Source organism: Pseudomonas sp. S37 (genome assembly GCF_016658545.1).
Lineage (GTDB): Bacteria > Pseudomonadota > Gammaproteobacteria > Pseudomonadales > Pseudomonadaceae > Aquipseudomonas.
In genome coordinates, this window is sequence record NZ_JACVZC010000022.1 from 34,249 (window position 1) to 52,465 (window position 18,217).

12 protein-coding genes are annotated in these 18,217 nt (G+C 63.1%); all 12 read right to left on the minus strand.

The window, feature by feature from the left end; genetic code table 11:
- Position 1: 1 nt before the first annotated feature.
- The 12 genes from gspF to aroK all read right to left on the minus strand — a co-directional run bounded on the left by gspF (position 2) and on the right by aroK (position 18,217).
- Positions 2-1,207 carry a type II secretion system inner membrane protein GspF gene (gene gspF, locus IAE39_RS10280; RefSeq protein WP_201201923.1) on the minus strand — a complete coding sequence of 402 codons (1,206 nt, stop codon included), beginning with the start codon at positions 1,205-1,207 and terminating at the stop codon, positions 2-4.
- Between the two features lies 1 nt (position 1,208).
- Entirely contained in the window at positions 1,209-2,672 is a 1,464-nt protein-coding gene (gspE, locus tag IAE39_RS10285; RefSeq protein WP_201201925.1) for a type II secretion system ATPase GspE, read from the minus strand.
- Complete coding sequence (gspD, locus tag IAE39_RS10290; protein WP_201201933.1) at positions 2,669-4,510, minus strand: type II secretion system secretin GspD; 1,842 nt, start codon at positions 4,508-4,510, stop codon at positions 2,669-2,671. The genes gspE and gspD overlap by 4 nt, the downstream gene beginning before the upstream one ends.
- Positions 4,507-5,004 (minus strand): hypothetical protein, encoded by a 498-nt coding sequence (locus tag IAE39_RS10295; protein ID WP_201201936.1) that lies wholly within the window; start codon positions 5,002-5,004, stop codon positions 4,507-4,509. The genes gspD and IAE39_RS10295 overlap by 4 nt, the downstream gene beginning before the upstream one ends.
- 5 nt (positions 5,005-5,009) lie before the next feature.
- The gene (locus IAE39_RS10300) at positions 5,010-5,522 is read right to left on the minus strand and encodes a cytochrome b (protein ID WP_201201938.1); all 513 of its coding nucleotides are present in this window, start codon (positions 5,520-5,522) and stop codon (positions 5,010-5,012) included.
- A gap of 58 nt (positions 5,523-5,580) precedes the next feature.
- Entirely contained in the window at positions 5,581-7,044 is a 1,464-nt protein-coding gene (gene gbpA, locus IAE39_RS10305) for an N-acetylglucosamine-binding protein GbpA (protein WP_236548499.1), read from the minus strand.
- A gap of 172 nt (positions 7,045-7,216) precedes the next feature.
- Complete coding sequence (gene hemE / locus IAE39_RS10310; RefSeq protein WP_201201951.1) at positions 7,217-8,281, minus strand: uroporphyrinogen decarboxylase; 1,065 nt, start codon at positions 8,279-8,281, stop codon at positions 7,217-7,219.
- 239 nt (positions 8,282-8,520) lie between these two features.
- On the minus strand, positions 8,521-9,939 hold the full coding sequence (locus IAE39_RS10315; protein ID WP_003249156.1) for an FAD-dependent oxidoreductase: 1,419 nt from the start codon (positions 9,937-9,939) through the stop codon (positions 8,521-8,523).
- Positions 9,940-10,062: 123 nt separating this feature from the next.
- Positions 10,063-14,508: a glutamate synthase large subunit gene (gene gltB / locus IAE39_RS10320; protein ID WP_201201953.1), complete on the minus strand. Its 4,446-nt coding sequence runs from the start codon at positions 14,506-14,508 to the stop codon at positions 10,063-10,065.
- A gap of 375 nt (positions 14,509-14,883) precedes the next feature.
- The gene (locus IAE39_RS10325) at positions 14,884-16,488 is read right to left on the minus strand and encodes an SPOR domain-containing protein (protein ID WP_201201954.1); all 1,605 of its coding nucleotides are present in this window, start codon (positions 16,486-16,488) and stop codon (positions 14,884-14,886) included.
- Positions 16,489-16,503: 15 nt separating this feature from the next.
- A complete protein-coding gene (gene aroB / locus IAE39_RS10330) occupies positions 16,504-17,601 on the minus strand; it encodes a 3-dehydroquinate synthase (RefSeq protein WP_201201955.1) in 1,098 nt (365 codons plus the stop codon).
- 97 nt (positions 17,602-17,698) lie between these two features.
- On the minus strand, positions 17,699-18,217 hold the full coding sequence (gene aroK / locus IAE39_RS10335) for a shikimate kinase AroK (protein WP_201201961.1): 519 nt from the start codon (positions 18,215-18,217) through the stop codon (positions 17,699-17,701).

The following is an 18,217-nucleotide window of genomic DNA, read 5'->3' on the forward strand; positions in this document are numbered from 1 at the left end:
ATCAGTTGACCAGTTGGTTGAGGTTGAGAATCGGCAGCAGGATGGCGAGCACGATGATCAGCACGATGGCGCCCATCACCAGCAGCATCAGCGGCTCGCAGAGGCTCACCAGCAACGAGATACGCCCTGCCAGTTGCCTGGCCTGAAGGTCTGCGGCCCGCTCCAGCATGGTGTCCAGCTCACCGGCACGTTCGCCGCTGGCGATCATGTGCAGCATCAGTGGCGGCAAGGTTTGGCTGCGTGCCAGGCAATTGGCCAGCGAGCTGCCCTCGCCCAGCTCGCGAGCCGCCTGCAGCAAACGCTCGCGCAGGATCAGGTTGCCGATCACCGCCGCACCAATGTTCATCGCCTCGACCAGGGCCACGCCGCTGCGCCCAAGGATCGCCAAGGTACTGATGAAGCGGGCCGCTTCACTGGCGCGGACAAACTCGCCGTAGCCCGGCAGGCGCAGTGATAAGCCATGCCATTGCCTGCGCCGTGCCGGTTGGCGAAGGGCCCAGGCAACCAGTGCAAGGGTTACCGCCACTAGCGCCAGCGCTGCCAGGCCGAAATGCCGGGTGGCATCGCTCAGGGCGATCAGCACTTGCGTTGCCAGCGGCAGCTGCGCCTGGTCACGCGAAAAGGCCTGCACCACATCCGGCACCACGTAACCCAGCAGAAACCCCACCACCAGCAACGAAACAACCAGCAGGATCACCGGGTAAACCATGGCCAGCTGTACTTTCTGGCGCAGGGCCTGCTGGTTTTCGCCATGCTCGGCCAAGCGCTCGAGTACGTCCGCCATGTGGCCAGAGCGCTCGGCGGCGGCTACGGTGGCCCGGTAAACCACGGGGAACGCCTGCGGGTAATGCGCCAGGGCCTGGGCCAGGGCATGGCCCTCGGCAACCCGCTCAGCCACGCCACGCAACACCTGACGTACCTGGCGCTGGGTACTCTGCTCAGCCACGGCCTGCAGGGCCTCGGTCAACGGCACCCCGGCATGCAGCAGGGTCGCCAGCTGGCGCGTCAGCAGCGAGCGCTGGGCCAGGTTCAGGCTGTTACGTATGCCCCAGCCGCCCATGGCCGACACGCGTACGGGGGCCAGCTTCAGTACCTGCAAGCCTTGCTCGCGCAAGGTTTGCCGGGCCTGGCGCGCCCCCTGTGCCTCCAGGGTGCCGCGCTGGCGCGCCCCCTTTGCATCCTGGGCCTGGTAGCGGAACAGCGGCATGTCAGTCCTGCCCCGTCACGCGCAGCAGCTCTGTCACGCTGGTCTGACCCTGGCAGACACGCTGGACGCCATGCTGGAACAGGCTTGGGGTGTCCCGGCGGATCAATTCGAGCATGCCCGCCTGCGACGCCCGGGCATGGATCGCCTGGGCCAGCGCTGGCGTCACCTCCACCATCTCGTGCAAGGCCAGGCGCCCGCTGTAGCCCAGCTGGCATTCGCTACAGCCCTGCGCTTCATAGAGCTGCAACGGCAGCCCGGCGGGGTAGCCCAGGGCGCTGGCCGTGGCCTCCTCCACTGCATAAGCGACTTTGCAGTGGTCGCAGAGCCGCCGCACCAGCCGCTGGGCCATCACCCCCGCCAGCGAGGTGGCAAGCAGACAGGTATCGATGCCCATGTCGGCAAGGCGCGTGATAGCGCCCAGAGCGCTGTTGGTATGCAAGGTGGACAGCACCAGGTGGCCCGTCAGCGAGGCCTGCACGGCGATGTCGGCAGTCTCCCGGTCACGGATCTCGCCGACCATGACCACGTCGGGGTCCTGTCGCAGAATGGCCCGCAGGCCACGGGCAAAGGTCATGTCGACCTTGGTGTTGACCTGGGTCTGGCCGATGCCGGGCAGGTGGTATTCGATCGGGTCCTCGACGGTGAGGATATTGCGCGATTCCTGGTTGAGGTACGAAAGCGCGGTGTACAGCGTCGTGGTCTTGCCGGAACCGGTGGGCCCGGTGACCAGGAAAATACCGTGGGGTTTTTCCAGCATGCGCATGAAGCCAGCCCGCACCGAGCCTTGCATCTGCATGTGGTCGATGTCCAGGCGCACAGCCTGCTTGTCCAGCAAGCGCAGCACCACCCGCTCGCCATGGGCAGCGGGCAACGTCGACACCCGCACGTCCACTTCATGGCCGGCAAGACGCAGGCTGATCCGGCCATCCTGGGGCACGCGCTTTTCGGCGATGTCCAGGCGCGCCATGACCTTGATACGTGAAACCAGCAGGGCAGACAGCTCGCGCGGTGGCGTCAGTACTTCGCGCATGACGCCGTCGACCCGCATGCGCACGCGCAACTGGTGCTCGAACGTTTCCAGGTGAATGTCCGAGGCCCGCGCTCTCACCGCCTCACTGAACAAGGCATTGAGCAGGCGGATGATCGGTGCGTCATCTTGTTGCTCAAGCAGGTCGCACGTTTGTGGCAAGGCTTCGGCCAGCCGCGACAGGTCAATTTCCTGGTCCAGGCCCTGGACCACCGCCTGCGCGGCATCCTGGCCCGGGCCATAGCACTGGGCCAGGCGCTCGGCAAAGTGGGCATCGCTCACGTAGCGCAAAGGCCAGGTACTGCCCACCAGCCGACAGGCCTCGGCCATGGCGGCCAGTGACGCGCCTTCACGCATCAGCAAGGCAGGCTCGGCCGCCTGCTGGTCGAGCAGGATGCCGTGACGTCGGGCGAAGCTGAACGGCAGGGCGATGCTCATGGCCGTGGCCCGCGCGCGTCAGGCAGACGCCGCGTTTCAAACATCCGCTGGGCATCTTCCGGCAGGACCGACTCATCCGCAGTGCGCACCCCCTCGTAGGCACGTCGCCCTGCCTCGATCAGTTCGGCCTGGCTACGCAAGATGGTCGGGCGCAGGAACACCATGAGGTTGGTTTTTTCCTGGGTGTCGCTGCGCCAGCGGAACAGGCCACCCAGCCACGGGATACGGCTGAGCAACGGTACACCGCGCTGTACCTGGCGAACGCTGTCCTTGATCAGGCCACCAATCACGATGATCTCGCCATCGGCGGCCAGGATGGTGCTCTTGAGCGTGCGCTTGTTGGTGATCAGGTCATTCTCGGCGGTGCTGGGCGCAATTTCCGAGCTCTCCTGCTCGACCTCAAGGCGCAGGCTGTTACCTTCGTTGATGTGCGGGCGCACTTTCAGGCTGATGCCGATGTCCTTGCGTTCGACCGTGGTAAAGGGGTTCTCTGAACCACTGCCGGGGGTAACGTAAGACCCTGTCTTGAATGGCACGTTCTGGCCTACCAGGATCTGCGCCTCCTGGTTGTCCAGGGTCAGCAGGCTAGGCGTTGACAACAGGTTGCTGCGGCTGTTGCTGGCCAATGCCGAAACCAGCGCGGCAAAACGGTCAGAGCCGATGGCCAGGGCGGCGCCGCCCGGCAGCGTGGTCTCTTTGCCCAGCAGGTCGACCAAAGTGGCGCCGCTTTCGTTGAAAGTCACGCCCCCCTTGAGGCCACCTTTGTCCATGCCCCACTGCACGCCCAGCGCTTCATCGATGCTGCCGCTGACTTCAACGATTGCTGCATGAATCAGCACTTGCGCCCGCGGCTGGTCCAGTTGCCGAATGATCTGTTCCACACTGCCCAACGTCTGCGGCTCGCCCAGTAGCACCAATGCGTTCTGGCTGGCATCGGCCTTCACCATGGCCTCGCCGGCAAGGTCGACGCCCAGGCTATTTTTCCCCGGGGTACCGCCCAGTCGCTTACCCACCTCACCCAGCACTTCGGCAAGCTGCTCGGCATTGCCGTGTTGCAGGCGCACCACACGCCAGTTCTGCGAGGTGGCCGGTGCGGGTACATCCAGCGAGCGGGTCAGCTGCGCCAGGCGCTGCCGGGACTTGGCCGGGCCAAGGATCAGCAGGCGGTTACCACCGGCATCGGCCAGCACTCGCACACCACTGTCGGGGCCACCGGCGGCGGCTTCAACCACCGGGAACACCGCCTCGGCCTGTGCTTTGCGCAAGGTCACCAGCTCATAGTCATGCCGCTGGCCGCTGTCGAGTTGCAGGACCAGTTGCTCCAGGCGGTCAAGGTTGGCGGCGGAGTCGGTCACCACCAAGGCATTGGCCGAACTGGACGGCCCAATGTAGCCACTGCTGGAAACCAAAGGCCGTAACAGGCCGGCCAGGTCGGCAGCGACACTGCCCGACAGGTTGAACACCCGCGTGGTGAACGCTGCCGGTATCGCCTCCACCTGGTGGTTGGCCCAGGCCTTGGCCTCGCTCGCCGGCAGCACCAGCAGACGGTCGCCGTCGTTCACGGCAGCAAAGCCTTGGGCATTGAGCACCGAGTAGAACAGCCGCCGAATCCCCTCGCGATCGAGCGCTTCGCTGGAAAGGACAGTGATACGGCCTTGCACACGCGGGTCGAGGATGATCGTCTGGTCGAGGATCGCCCCCACCTCGCGTACTACCTCGCGCACATCGGCATCGCTCATCGCCAACTGCCAGGTGGGCGCTTCGGCCAGCGCCAGCGAACAGTTCAGGGTAAGACAGGCGCCAAACGAGGCGGCGCGCAGATATCGCTTGAGAGTCATTGCACCTCCCGCAACAGGCGGGGTGAAGGGTCAGGAATGGGGTGCAAGCGAGCGGCCGCACCTGTAGGCAGAAACACGTTTGCAGTGGGCGCGGACATCGACACGACTTCCTCACGGCCTTCAAACCACAACACGATGGAACGCACATCGATACGGCGCAGCACGCCGCGGCCAGGTATGCGGTCTCCGACGCGATAGATGGCCTCGCCGCTTCGGCTTTTCACCAACGCACGGGCCTCGCCCTGGCTGGAAACGAAGCTGGCTTTGAGAGCGATATCCGCTTGGCCTGACTGCTGCGGGCCGGTTGCCTGGAAGCCGAACGCCAGGGCCAGGGTGGCCGCCGGCAAAGGTTTTTCCGGCACGGCCGCTGTCGCCAGCGGCGGGGGCAGAACCTGCGGTGGCAAACCGACGGGATAAACGCTTTCACGCCATGCCAGCCAGGCAAGCGCCTTCAGCACGAACGCCAGCCAGATCAGATGCGAAGAGCGCTTCATGCGAATCAGGGCAGCATGCGCCGCAGCACGCGTCGCCCGCACAGCTCGTGCAGCACCACGGCAGCGATGTGCATCGCTACGCCCAGGGCCAGCAGCAGGCAGGCAACAATATGAATCCTGAACCAGACGCTATGCCAGTACGGGTCACTCAGCACGGGCGCAATGGTGAACCAACCGAACACATCGATGGCCCTGTCCATCATCAGCACACCGGACAGCAAGACAATGGCCGTGGTCCAGTACAAGCCTTCATGCACCGCATGCGCGATGCGCTGGCCCCTGGGGTCGTCGTGCAGGCTACGGGGCTTGAGCCTGGTCAGGCGAAAGAACCAGCGCAGCAGGAATAGCGGGATGAACAGCGTAGTCATGGCCACATTGATAAAGGCGACCTGCTCGAGCGTGGCAGCTGTGACATTCACGTGCGCCACGTAGAAGCCGCTGACCAACGTCCAAATGATGACCATGGCAGAGACCCAGTGCAGGAGGATCTGCTGCCAGCAGTATTTTTGAGTTTGCATCGAAGGTACCGGTAAGAGGCCAGGCATCTCGCAGAGAGATGCCTGGCTCTATCGCTTTTTAGAGCTTGTTCCAGGCGTCTTGCCAGTGGCTGCCTACGCCAGGCTCGTAGTGATTGGCGCTTGGCGAATAGATCCTGCACCAGCCCGCGACGCCGCCTTCCTTGCATTGGAAGACCTCACCGGTCTCCTCTTGCAGCACCTTGGTGCCTGCCACATAGTCCTGGAGCGACTGCGGGTACTTGAAGTCGTGCGAACCATCCCCGGCCGCCTTCAGCTGAACGGTACGTTCCTGTTGCAACAGCACCCGCTCGCGCTTGTCCACACCCACCACCTTGAGGGTGTGCTCGCCTTCGGCACTCACGACATTCAGCGAGAACGGGTCGGTACCGTTAACGTTCTGACGCGAGTAAGAGACCTGCTTGTTGTTGCTGTCGAACAACCGCGCCGTTACGGTCAGGGCCTTGTTGGTCATGACGCTGAAGTCCACGCCAGCCTTGGTTTCCTTGATCGGGTACTCGGGTTTCACATCATGCAGGTGCATCGTGGTCGGCTCGCCAGCGGCGGCTTCAAAGTCCAGAATGTAGTTGGTCAGGCCACTTTCGGCTTTGGCAAAGATGCTGTTGGAACCCTGCACAGGCTCGATATTGCCGTCCGCATCCATTTGCCCGGCACGCACCAGCGTGTGGGTTTCGTTGATCTGCCTGGCGAGCTTGTAGGCCCAGTTGGCAGCGATGCCTTCTTCGGCGTTAGCGACCGTGATGCTTACATGGTACGAGGTGCGCTCACCGTTGGCATCGAATGCACGGGCCGTTACTTTATCGCCGACTTCAAGGTCACGATTGGCGCTGATTTCAGCCAGGCGCGGCCACTCAGGGGCAGGGCCACCATCAAGCTGGATATCAACGTCGGCAACGCTATGGAAGGCCTTGTCGGTATCGCCCACTTTCCAGACGCCGAGAATCACGTGCTGACCCGAACGGTCAGCCGGCAATGTGCAACTGTGCTTCGGGTTGGTGCCTGTTCCTTTGGCCGGTAGCTGATTGTTGCCATCTACCGTACAGAACGGCGTGGAGTCGAAGGAAGCACGGGACAACGCCGTGTTGGGGTTCCAGTTCGCCTTGGTGATGAAGTATTCCCACGAGGTCGCCACATGCGGTGCCTCATAATGCCAATCGAACTGAATGTTACGGTCCATGACAGGGGTCAGGTGCCAGCGGTTGGCCGCTTGCTCATCGAGGGCGCCAAAGTCGCCCCGAACACCACCACTGGCAATTTTTCCATCGACCGGACCTGCGCCCGGGAAGCGCCCTACCGCCTCACCGACCGACCACGGCTCGTATTGAGCGCCACCACAGCCAGTGTTCTGGTTTTTTTGATTCGCATGGCAGAGTGCCGCACGCGAAGGTGGATCGGCCAGGTTGCCATGGGCATTGGCAATTTGAACGTGTAAACCTGCACCTGCGATTGCCAGCCACACACCTGTGGCGACAACGCTTTTTTGCAGGGTCTTTGTTGTATTCATCACGAACTCCGAACGCATTGCTGGTGAAATGCGCAAAGGCGCATTTACTCGAAGCGAATGCGCCTTTTGCGCAAGGGGAGTTCGGACTGTAGAGAAAACCGGTTTGCCTATATGTAGGAATAAACCGGTCTAGCTCCCCGATTCGCAACCTCTGCGCTCGGGGAGCCACGGTTCAGGCGTGATACTGCGCAGAAAGCTCATGCACGGCGTTGATGAACACACCAGCATGCTCCGGGTCGACTTCCGGGGTAATGCCGTGGCCGAGGTTGAACACATGGCCAGTGCCGTGACCGTAGCTGGCCAGGATGCGTGCCACTTCCTGGCGGATAGCTTCGGGCTTGGCGTACAGCACGGTCGGGTCCATGTTGCCTTGCAGGGCTACTTTGTCACCGACGCGACGGCGGGCATCGCCGATCTCGCAGGTCCAGTCCAGGCCCAGTGCGTCGGCACCGGCTTCGGCGATGCTTTCCAGCCACAGGCCGCCGTTCTTGGTAAACAGGATCACCGGCACCTTGCGCCCTTCGTGCTCGCGGATCAGGCCGCTGACGATCTTGCGCATGTAGGCCAGGGAGAATTCCTGGTAGGCCGCCGCCGACAGGTTGCCGCCCCAGGTGTCGAAGATCTGTACAGCCTGGGCGCCGGCCAGGATCTGGCCATTGAGGTAGCTGGTAACCGATTGGGCCAGCTTGTCCAGCAGCAGGTGCAGGGCTTGTGGGTTGTCGTAGGCCATGGCCTTGGTCTTGCGGAAGTCCTTCGACGAGCCGCCTTCGACCATGTAGGTGGCCAATGTCCACGGGCTGCCGGAGAAGCCGATCAGCGGTACCCGGCCGTTCAGCTCGCGGCGGATGGTGCTGACCGCGTCCATCACGTAGCCCAGGTCTTTCTGCGGGTCAGGGATTGGCAGCGCTTCGATATCGGCCGGGGTGCTGATGACTTTCTTGAAACGCGGGCCTTCGCCGGTTTCGAAATACAGGCCCAGGCCCATGGCATCGGGGATGGTGAGGATGTCCGAGAACAGGATCGCTGCGTCCAGCGGGTAGCGGTCCAGCGGCTGCAAGGTAACCTCGCAGGCGAACTGCGGGTTCATGCACAGGCTCATGAAGTCACCGGCCTTGGCGCGGCTGGCGCGGTACTCCGGCAGGTAACGGCCGGCTTGGCGCATCATCCACACCGGGGTGACGTCTACGGGTTGCTTGAGCAGTGCACGCAGGAAACGATCGTTCTTCAGGGCAGTCATGTCGGCATCCGGAAAAATAGTGAGGGCATTTTCTCAGACGCCAGCGCAAAAGGCACGGCCATGGCCATGCGTTTTGTCTATTGGATGCCATAGATCAAGCATTTTTGTATACAAAAATGCTGCGAAGGGTGGCACCGGCTTCGCCGGTGTTCGCGGCTAAAGCCGCTCCCACAGGGGTTACGCAGGTTTGAAGCCAGCGCAGAACCTGTGGGAGCGGCTTTAGCCGCGAATGCCATGGATCAGACTTCGAGGTAGTCCAAGATACCCTCGGCAGCAGTACGCCCTTCGAAGATAGCCGTCACCACCAGGTCCGAACCGCGCACCATATCGCCACCGGCAAACACTTTCGGGTTGCTGGTCTGGTGCTTGAACTTGCCTTTCTCCGGCGCCACCACACGGCCCTGGCTGTCCAGCTGGATACCATGCTGTTCGAACCACGGTGCCGGGCTCGGGCGGAAACCGAAGGCAATCACCACGGCATCGGCCGGCAGGATCTCTTCCGAGCCCGGGATCGGCTCGGGGCTGCGGCGACCACGGGCATCCGGCTCACCCAGGCGGGTCTCGACCACTTTCACGCCTTCGACCTTGTCCTCGCCGACAATGGCGATGGGCTGGCGGTTGTAGAGGAACTTCACGCCCTCTTCCTTGGCGTTCTTCACCTCTTTGCGCGAACCCGGCATGTTGGCTTCGTCACGGCGATAAGCACAGGTCACGGCCTTGGCGCCCTGGCGGATCGAGGTGCGGTTGCAGTCCATCGCGGTGTCGCCACCGCCCAGCACCACCACCTTCTTGCCCTGCATGTCGACGAAGTCTTCCGGCGACTTCTCGAAGCCCAGGTTGCGGTTGACGTTGGCGATCAGGAAGTCCAGCGCGTCATGCACGCCCGGCAGGTCCTCGCCCGGGAAGCCGCCCTTCATGTAGGTGTAGGTACCCATGCCCATGAACACCGCGTCGTACTCGGCGAGCAGTTGCTCCATGGTCACGTCCTTGCCCACCTCGGTGTTCAGGCGGAACTCGATGCCCATGCCGGTAAACACTTCGCGGCGGTTGCTGAGTACGGTCTTTTCCAGCTTGAACTCAGGGATGCCGAAGGTCAGCAGGCCACCGATCTCAGGGTTCTTGTCGAACACCACCGGGGTCACGCCAGCACGCACTAGTACGTCGGCGCAGCCCAGGCCGGCCGGGCCGGCGCCGATGATGGCGACGCGCTTGCCGGTCGGCTTGACCTTGGACATGTCCGGGCGCCAGCCCATGGCGAAGGCGGTGTCGGTGATGTACTTCTCGACCGAACCGATGGTCACCGCGCCGAAGCCGTCATTCAGGGTGCAGGCGCCCTCGCACAGACGGTCTTGCGGGCATACGCGGCCGCACACTTCTGGCAGGGTGTTGGTCTGGTGCGAAAGCTCCGCCGCCGCCAGGATGTTGCCTTCGGACACCAGCTTCAACCAGTTGGGGATGAAGTTGTGTACCGGGCACTTCCACTCGCAATACGGGTTACCGCAGCCCAGGCAGCGGTGTGCCTGCTCCACGGACTGCTGCGGCTTGAACGGCTCGTAGATTTCCACGAACTCCTTCTTGCGCTGGCGCAGCAGCTTTTTCTTCGGGTCCTTGCGGCCCACTTCGATGAACTGGAAGTCGTTGTTCAGACGTTCAGCCATTTTTCAAAACCTCTTTACAGCAGCTGCAAGCTACACGCTGCAAGCCGCAAGACGATCACTTAAGCCGGGCAAACCTCGTACCGCTTCTACTTTCAGCTTGAGGCTTGCCACTTGCAGCTGTTTTTACTGCGGGTTGGCACGGGTGCTGGACAACAGTTGCTTCAGGTTGGCTGCCTTCGGCTTGACCAGCCAGAAGCGCCGCACGTAGTCGTCCAGGTTCTCCGAGAGCTCACGCCCCCACTCGCTGCCGGTCTCTTCCACGTACTCGCCAAGGACCCGCGCCAGATGGCTGCGGTAGGCTTCCATCGCCTCACCACTGATACGCTGGATTTCCACCAGCTCGTGGTTGAGCTTGTCGACGAAGCTGTTGTCCATGTCGAGCACGTAGGCGAAGCCGCCAGTCATGCCAGAACCGAAGTTGTAACCGGTCTTGCCCAACACGCAGACAAAGCCGCCGGTCATGTATTCACAGCAGTGATCGCCAGTGCCCTCGACAACAGCGTGGGCGCCGGAGTTGCGTACAGCGAAGCGCTCGCCCGCCGTACCCGCGGCAAACAGCTTGCCGCCAGTGGCACCGTACAGGCAGGTGTTGCCGACGATGGCGCTGTGCTGGGTGGCGAACGGGCTGCCGGCTGGCGGCACGATGGTGACCTTGCCACCTGTCATGCCCTTGCCGACGTAGTCGTTGGCGTCGCCTTCCAGGTGCAGGTTCAGGCCACCGGCGTTCCACACGCCGAAGCTCTGGCCCGCAGTGCCTTTGAAGCGGAAGGTGATCGGCGCCGCGGCCATACCCTGGTTGCCGTACAGGCGGGCGATTTCGCCCGACACGCGCGCACCGATGGAACGGTCGCAGTTGCAGATGTCGAGGCTGAACTCGCCACCGGCCTGGTCGCGAATGGCCGGCAAGGCCATCTCCACCATTTTCTCGGCCAGCAGGCCTTCGTCGAACGGTGGGTTCTTGTCCACTTCGCAGAACTGCGGCTTGTCCGCCGGAATGTGCGAGCTGCCCAGCAGCGGGGTCAGGTCCAGGTACTGCTGGCGCTCGGTGTCACCTGGCAGCACGTCAAGCAGGTCGGTACGGCCGATCAGCTCGCCGAGGCTGCGCACGCCCAGCTTGGCCAGCCACTCACGGGTTTCTTCGGCGACGAAGGTGAAGAAGTTGATCACCATGTCGACGGTGCCGATGTAGTGGTCCTTGCGCAGCTTGTCGTTCTGCGTGGCCACGCCGGTGGCGCAGTTGTTCAGGTGGCAGATGCGCAGGTACTTGCAGCCCAGGGCGATCATTGGCGCGGTGCCGAAGCCGAAGCTCTCGGCGCCGAGGATGGCTGCCTTGATCACGTCCAGGCCGGTTTTCAGGCCGCCGTCGGTCTGTACCCGTACCTTGCCGCGCAGGTCGTTGCCGCGCAGGGTCTGGTGGGTTTCCGCCAGGCCCAGTTCCCATGGGGCGCCGGCGTACTTGATCGACGTCAGTGGCGAAGCACCGGTACCGCCGTCGTAACCGGAAATGGTGATCAGGTCGGCATAGGCCTTGGCAACGCCAGCGGCGATGGTGCCAACGCCAGCCTCTGCCACCAGCTTGACCGATACCAGCGCCTGCGGGTTGACCTGCTTGAGGTCGTAGATCAGCTGCGCAAGGTCTTCGATCGAGTAGATGTCATGGTGCGGCGGTGGCGAGATCAGGGTCACGCCCGGTACCGCATAGCGCAGCTTGGCGATCAGGCCGTTGACCTTGCCGCCTGGCAGCTGGCCGCCCTCGCCGGGCTTGGCGCCCTGGGCAACCTTGATCTGCAGCACTTCGGCGTTGACCAGGTATTCCGGGGTCACGCCAAAGCGGCCGGTGGCCACCTGCTTGATCTTCGAGCTGCGGATGGTGCCGTAGCGCGACGGGTCTTCACCGCCCTCACCGGAGTTGGAGCGTGCGCCCAGGCGGTTCATGGCCTCGGCCAGCGCTTCGTGGGCTTCCGGCGACAGTGCGCCCAGCGAGATACCGGCGGAGTCGAAGCGCTTGAGGATGGCCTCCAGCGGCTCGATCTGCTCCAGCGCCAGCGGCTGCTCGGCCACTTTCACCTTCAGCAGGTCGCGGATCATCGACACCGGGCGCTGGTCGACCAGCGTGGTGTATTCCTTGAACTTGGCGTAGTCGCCCTGCTGCACGGCGGCCTGCAGGGTGTTGACCACGTCCGGGTTGTAGGCGTGGTATTCGCCACCGTGGACGAACTTCAGCAGGCCACCTTGCTGGATCGGCTTGCGCGCGCTCCAGGCTTCGGCCGCCAGCAGCTTCTGGTCGCTTTCCAGGTCTTCGAAGCGCGCACCCTTGATGCGGCTGGACACGCCCTTGAAGCTCAGGCCGACCACTTCCTCGGCCAGGCCGATGGCTTCGAACAGCTGTGCACCCCGGTACGAGGCAATGGTGGAGATACCCATCTTCGACAGGATTTTCAGCAGGCCCTTGGAAATGCCTTTGCGGTAGTACTTGAACACTTCGTCCAGGTCGCCCAGCACTTCGCCGGTGCGGATCAGGTCAGCCAGTACTTCGTAAGCCAGGTACGGGTAAACGGCCGAGGCACCGAAGCCCAGCAGCACGGCGAAGTGGTGCGGGTCGCGGGCAGTGGCGGTTTCCACCAGGATGTTGCTGTCGCAACGCAGGCCCTGCTCGGTCAGGCGGTGGTGCACGGCACCCACGGCCAGCGAAGCATGCACCGGCAGCTTGCCCGGGGCGATGTAACGGTCGCTCAGTACCAGTTGGGTCTTGCCTGCACGCACGGCTTCTTCAGCCTGGTCGGCGATGTTGCGGATGGCCGCTTCCAGGCCGACGCACTGCTCATAGTTGAGGTCGATCAGCTGGCGGTCGAAGCCTTCGCGCTCCAGGTTCATCAGCGAACGCCACTTGGCGGGCGAGATGACCGGCGAGCTGAGGATCACCCGCGAAGCGTGTTCCGGCGACTCCTGGAAGATGTTGCGCTCGGCACCCAGGCAGATTTCCAGCGACATCACGATCGCTTCGCGCAGCGGGTCGATCGGCGGGTTGGTTACCTGGGCGAACTGCTGGCGGAAGAAGTCGTATGGCGAACGCACACGCTGCGACAGCACGGCCATCGGCGTGTCGTCACCCATCGACCCAACGGCTTCCTGGCCCTGCTCACCCAGCGGGCGCAGCACCTGGTCACGCTCTTCGAAGGTGACCTGGAACATCTTCATGTATTGCTTGAGCTGGTCAGCGTCGTAGCTGGCCACGCCCTGGTCATCGGTCAGCGTCGCCTGGATGCGGGTGGCGTGCTGACGCAGCCAGCGCTTGTACGGGTGGCGCGACTTCAGGCGGTCGTCGATGGCGTCGGTGTCGAGGATCTGACCGGTTTCGGTGTCTACGGCCAGGATCTGGCCCGGGCCGACACGGCCCTTGGCCAGTACTTCCTCAGGCTGGTAGCCCCATACGCCGATTTCCGAGGCAATGGTGATATAGCCGTTGGTGGTGGTCACCCAACGCGCCGGGCGCAGGCCGTTACGGTCCAGCAGGCACACCGCGTGGCGGCCTTCGGTCATGACGATACCGGCCGGGCCATCCCACGGCTCCATGTGCATGGAGTTGTATTCGTAGAAGGCACGCAGGTCGGCGTCCATGGTCTCGACGTTCTGCCAGGCTGGCGGTACCAGCATGCGCACGCCGCGGAACAGGTCGATACCACCGGTGACCATCAGCTCCAGCATGTTGTCCATGCTCGACGAGTCGGAGCCCACGCGGTTGACCAGCGGGCCGAGTTCTTCGAGGTCGGGGATCTGATCGTTGGCGAACTTGGTGCGACGGGCCATGGCCCAGTTGCGGTTGCCAGTGATGGTGTTGATCTCGCCGTTGTGGGCGAGGAAGCGGAACGGCTGCGCCAGCGGCCATTTCGGCAGGGTGTTGGTGGAGAAGCGCTGGTGGAACACGCAGATCGCGGTTTGCAGGCGCTCGTCACCCAGATCTGGATAGAACGCCGCGAGATCGCGCGGCATCATCAGGCCTTTGTAGATGATGGTCTTGTGAGAGAAGCTGCAGATGTAGTGGTCGGCGTCGTGGGCGTTGGCCACGGACGAACGGCGACGGGCACTGAACAGCTTGATGGCGAATTCCTGGTCGCTCAGGCCTTCACCGCCGATGAACACCTGCTCGATCTGCGGCAGGCGCTCCAGCGCCAGGCGGCCGAGTACGCTGGTGTCGATCGGCACCTTGCGCCAGCCGACCAGCTTCAGGCCAGCGGCGAGGATTTCGCGGTCCATGTTGGCGCGGGCGGCTTCGGCTTTGACCGGGTCCTGGTTGAAGAACACCATGCCGACGGCGTACTGCTTGGGCAGTTCGACGGCAAAGTGTTCCTGGGCCACGGCTCGCAGGAATTGATCGGGCTTCTGCATGAGCAGACCGCAACCGTCACCGGTCTTGCCGTCAGCGTTGATACCGCCGCGGTGGGTCATGCACGTCAGCGCCTGCATGGCGGTTTGCAGAAGGTGGTGGCTCGGTTCGCCCGTCATATGGGCGATCAAGCCAAAACCACAGTTGTCCTTGAATTCTTCGGGATGGTACAGACCTGTTTTCATAGACACATTCTCACCAGGTTCACCTCTCTAACGGAGGTAAATCTCTTTTTTAACAACCACTTACCATCCACGCCGATCAAACGCCAGCTTTTTTGCGGTGGTCATGGAAAACCATTGTTGCACAGCGACAGCGATGCCCACAAATTTTCATGTCTCACCATTGAAAATTTATGTCGCAATTTTGAATGTTTTTGCGCCATGCGCCGTGATAGCGGCTTGGCTAGAGTCTGAAGCGTTTCAGCCATGACTGCAACTAGGGGCTTGTGGCCGGCAGTCTGGGACAGAAAAGCCTGCCGCGCTCAGGCGCAGCAGGCTAGACGAAAAGTCAGGGTCGCTCAGCAACTGGGCGGCTGGGGTGGTGCCGCCCGGCAGGTATCAGCGGGCCGTGGCCAGCTCTTGTTGGACGCTGCCGACGGTACGTGGCCAAGGTTTACCAGCCTGGACCTTCGCTGGCAAGTTCTTGATTGCCGCAACCGCTGCGTCACGGTTGGCGAAGCTGCCGTAAGTGACGACGTACAACGGCTTGCCCTGCAGGTCTTTCTTGAAGTAGCGATAGTCGCCACCCTGGGCTTTTACGTACGCCTGGGCCGAAGACTCGGAGCTGGTACCGAGGATCTGCACCACGTAATTGCCCGGTTTCTGGCCGGCGTACCAGCCACTGTTGCCCGCGCCGCCAGCGGCTGGTTTTTCAGCCGGTTTGGCTGCTGGCTTGGCCACGGCAACCTGGGTCGGTGCTGGCGCAGGCTTGGCCGGTGCAACCGGTTTGGCCGGCTGGGTTGCGACAGGTTTTGGCGCAGGCGCAACCGGCTGCACCGGCGCACTGGCTACAGGCCGTGCAGGCGCAGGCGCTGGGCCAGCCGGCACCCCTTGTGGCGGTGCAATGGTGGTTACGGTCGGTGGCGGGTTGCCAGGCTGCAGGGCGGTATCGCCGGCGGGGCTGCCTTCTTCACCCTCACCCATGCCTGCGGCCTGGGCCAACGGTTCGCGCATCACCGGCTGCGACTGACCAACCAGCGGCAACGGCATTGGCTGCGACGAACCGGAAAATTCGATATTGGCACCCTGCTTGCCGTCGCCCAGCGGCAACTGGGCCTGGGCGGCCGGCGCATCGGCGGGGGCCTTTTCGCCTTTCTTGGGCATCAACACCGCAGCCGCAACGGCGACCACGACCACAGCGGACAGCGCAAGCACATGTTTTTTAGGCATCTTGAACCCCATGGATGGTCGCTTGGCCGTAGAGCGGCTGGCGATCATGGCTTCGATCAAAGTGTCACGGGCGACCTGGTTGATGTTGCCAGGCCAACCGTCGGAGTTTTCATGGATATCGACGATCTGTTCACGGCTGAACACCTCGATGCCCCGGCCAGCCCCTTCCAGGCGCTGCTCCAGGTACTCGCGGGTTTCTTCTTCACTGTAGGGGGCCAACTCGATGATGTGGAAGCGTTCTTCCTCGACATTGAGCTCGTCCAGCCCGGCAATCAGCGAAGGCTCACCGAACAGGAACACGTGCGGGCGCCCTTCCGGTACCCCCGCCGCCAATTCCAGCAACGCTTGGAGTGCCGACTCGTCGAGTTGTTCCGCATCGTCCACCAGCAAATACACTTCCTGCCCGGTCAGTGCCAATTGCACCACCTTGGACAGGATCGCCTGCATCTCGGCCTGGGCCACGTCCAGGTTTTGTGCAACCTGGCCGAGCACACTGGCGGCATCGCTGGCGCCACGGGCGGACACCACCACGCTCAGCACCGCCTGCTTGTTGGTGCTGGCCACCAGTGCCTGGCGCAGCAGGGTCTTGCCGCTGCCCAGCGGGCCGCTGACTACCAGCATCAGCTGGCTGTAGCGCGCCAGGTGGTGCAACTGGCCGAGCACAGGCTTGCGCTGGGCCGGGAAAAACTTGAAGCCGGGCACGCGGGGCGCGAACGGATCGTGGCTCAACTGGTAATGGTCGAGAAAGGCCTCATCGGCATGCAAACTGGTCATTGCGCTGTCACAACCTCAAAGCTGGGCCACGATCGCGCGGTAATCCGCCGACAGCGTGGCCTGTAGAATCTCTTTCGGATAGTCGTCGGTCACCACGGCCTCGCCCATCTGGCGCAGCAGCACCAGACGCAAACGACCGTCGAGCACCTTCTTGTCGACCGCCATGTGCTCCATGAAATGCGCCGGGGTCATTTCCTGTGGTGGCACCACCGGCAAACCTGCGTCCTGCAACAGGCGGATTCCGCGATCGCGCTCGGCCTGGTCGATCCAGCCAAGGCGCATGGACATTTCCAGGGCCATCACCGTGCCCGCTGCCACGGCTTCGCCGTGCAGCCACACGCCATAGCCCATGTGGGTTTCGATGGCATGCCCGAAGGTATGCCCCAGGTTCAACGTGGCCCGCACGCCAGACTCACGCTCATCAGCGCCCACCACTGCGGCCTTGGCCGCGCAGGAACGGCGGATGGCCTCGGTCAGGGCTGCCGGGTCGAGGGCACGCAGGGCCTGCATATTGTCTTCGAGCCAGGTGAGGAACGGCTTGTCACAGATCAGGCCGTACTTGATCACCTCGGCCAGGCCTGCCGACAGCTCACGCGGCGGCAGGGTCTTGAGGCTGGTGGTATCGATCAGCACCGCGTTTGGCTGATAGAAGGCACCGACCATGTTCTTGCCCAGCGGGTGGTTGATGCCGGTCTTGCCGCCCACCGAAGAGTCGACCTGGGACAACAAGGTGGTTGGCACCTGGATGAAGTCGACGCCGCGCTGGTAGCAGGCAGCGGCAAAGCCGGCCATGTCCCCGATCACGCCGCCGCCCAGGGCAACCACGGTGGTACGGCGGTCATGCCGTGCTGTCAGCAGGCCATCGAATATAAGCTGCAGGGTTTCCCAGTTCTTGTGGGCTTCGCCATCGGGCAAGACCACTGGCAGCACCGAGTAGGCACCCAGGGTCTTGGCCAGGCGTTCGAGATACAAGGGTGCGACGGTCTCGTTGGACACGATGGCGACCTGCCGCCCGGCAATGTGCGGCGCCAGCAGTTCAGGCTGGTCCAGCAGGCCTTCGCCAATGTAGATCGGGTAGCTACGCTCGCCCAGGTCGACCTTTAGTGTCTGCATGTATCCCCACAATGTACTTGGGCGCGGTGCCATTCGGGCGACCAGCGCGGTAACGTTGAACCTCGCCTCGGCGCTGGTGGCCGAGAATAGTCCCGGGTTAACGGGGCGGCAACTGCTGCAAGCGCTCGAGAATGTCGATCACCACCATGCGTGGCGGCCGTTCGTCGGTTTCAATCACCAGGTCGGCGATCTCGCGGTAGAGCGGGTCGCGGGTTTCCAGCAAGGTACGCAAGGTCGCCTCGGGATTGGCGGTGCGCAACAGCGGGCGATTGCGGTCGCGCGCGGTGCGGCCGACCTGCTGCTCCACCGAGGCATGCAGGTAAATTACCCGGCCGCCCTGATGCAGCGCCTGGCGGTTGGCTTCGCGCATCACCGCGCCACCACCGGTAGCCAGCACCACGCCGTCGAGTGCGCACAGCTCGGCAATCATCGCCTGCTCGCGATCACGGAAACCCGGCTCGCCTTCCTTGTCGAAAATCCACGGGATGTTGGCGCCGCACCGCAGTTCGATTTCCTTGTCGGAATCCTTGAACAGCAGGCGCAGCTCTTTGGCCAATAGGCGTCCAATGGTGCTTTTACCAGCGCCCATGGGCCCCACAAGTATCAAATTTCGCAC